The following is a 1,707-nucleotide window of genomic DNA, read 5'->3' as shown; positions in this document are numbered from 1 at the left end:
GCAAGATACAAGATTCAGGATGCAAGATACAAGATTCAGGATGCAAGATACAAGATTCAGGATGCAAGATACAAGATTCAGGATGCAAGATACAAGATTCAGGATGCAAGATGCAAGATACAGGATGCAGGATGCAAGATATAAGATTTACATAATGCAAAATTGTAGAGACAAATCATGATTTGTCTAAAACATGGCAAAATATACAGGAAACAGAATGTACAGGATTCAGAATTAAAGGTTCAGAATGCAGGAATGTTTTTACAATAAATTATAACCAAATAAACAAATCAACAAATAAACATTTTATATCATTTCCTAAAATAGTAAAAAACAGTTTCCCAATAAATTCGTAATTATTCAAAACAATTTATTAAAATTGTCATCTAAATAAAATTATGATTAAAGCAATTAAAACACTATAAAAAAAATTATTATGGCAAAGATAAAAGCCTTTAAAGGTATAAGACCTGTAAAAGATAAAGTTCATCTTGTAGCATCAAAACCTTATGATGTTTTAAACTCACAAGAAGCAAGAATTGAAGCTAAAGATAATCCTTTTTCTTTTCTTCACATTGTAAAAGCTGAAATTGATTTAAGTGAAGATATTGATATTCATTCAGATGCTGTTTATGAAAAAGGAAGAGATAATCTTCAAAAATTTATCAAAGAGAACACAATGTTCCAAGATGGCGAAGATAAATTTTATCTTTATCAACAAATAATGGGAGAAAACAAACAAATTGGTTTACTTGCCGCATCGTCAACACAAGATTATTTTGATGATATCATAAAAAAGCATGAATTTACTCGCCCCGAAAAGGAAAAAGATAGAATAAAACATTTCAAAACAGTTAATGCTCATACAGGACCGGTATTCCTTACATATCCTGATGTTAAAGAAATGGACGATCTTGTAAACGCTTTTATTAAAAACAATGAAGCGGAATATGATTTTACTGCTGATGATGGTGTACAGCATACGCTTTGGGTAATTAATGACAAAGATATTATTAATGAAGTAACTAACATCTTTGAAACTAAAGTTCCATTTACTTACATTGCAGACGGACATCACAGAGCTGCTTCTTCAGCAAAGATTAGTAAAGAAAAATCTGATGCAAATCCAAAGCATAGCGGTAATGAGGAATACAATTTCTTTTTAACTGTAATTTTTCCTGCAAATCAATTAAACATTATTGATTACAATAGAGTTGTAAAAGACATCAATGGTCTTTCGGAAGAAGAATTTATTAATAAAATATCTGTAGTTATGGAAGTTGAAGAGGTTGGAACTAAAGAATACAAACCAAAAAGCCTTCATGAATTCGGAATGTATATTAATAATAAATGGTATAAGCTAACAGCGAAAAAAGGAATTTACAACGATAATAATCCGCTGGAAGTTCTTGATGTTTCTATTTTGCAAGAAAATGTTTTAAATCCAATTTTTAACATTACCGACCCAAGAACCGACAACAGAATTGATTTTGTTGGTGGCATAAGAGGACTTGGCGAACTTGTAAAACGTGTTGATAGCGGAGAAATGAAAGTTGCTTTTTCACTTTATCCTGTAACAATTCAACAACTAATAAATATTGCTGATTCAGGAAATGTAATGCCTCCTAAATCAACTTGGTTTGAGCCAAAACTAAGAAGCGGAGTAGTTGTTCATAGCCTTGACTAAAATCAAGAATAGAATATTTA

At 30.3% G+C, this 1,707-nt stretch carries 1 protein-coding gene; it reads left to right on the top strand.

Going from position 1 to position 1,707, the window contains the following annotated elements:
* The first annotated feature begins 436 nt into the window (after window positions 1–436).
* Window positions 437–1,687 (top strand): DUF1015 family protein, encoded by a 1,251-nt coding sequence (locus U9R42_15410; GenBank protein ID MEA3497412.1) that lies wholly within the window; start codon window positions 437–439, stop codon window positions 1,685–1,687.
* Window positions 1,688–1,707 lie beyond the last annotated feature (20 nt).

This window comes from Bacteroidota bacterium (assembly GCA_034723125.1).
Lineage (GTDB): Bacteria > Bacteroidota > Bacteroidia > CAILMK01 > JAAYUY01 > JAYEOP01.
The sequence above is the reverse complement of the archived record's forward strand: the minus strand, read 5'-3'. Positions and strand labels throughout refer to the sequence as shown.

Bases quoted from the DNA above. Each gene is read 5' to 3' on its own strand.
- U9R42_15410 (MEA3497412.1), top strand. From the start codon at position 437: ATGGCAAAGATAAAAGCCTTTAAAGGTATAAGACCTGTAAAAGATAAA.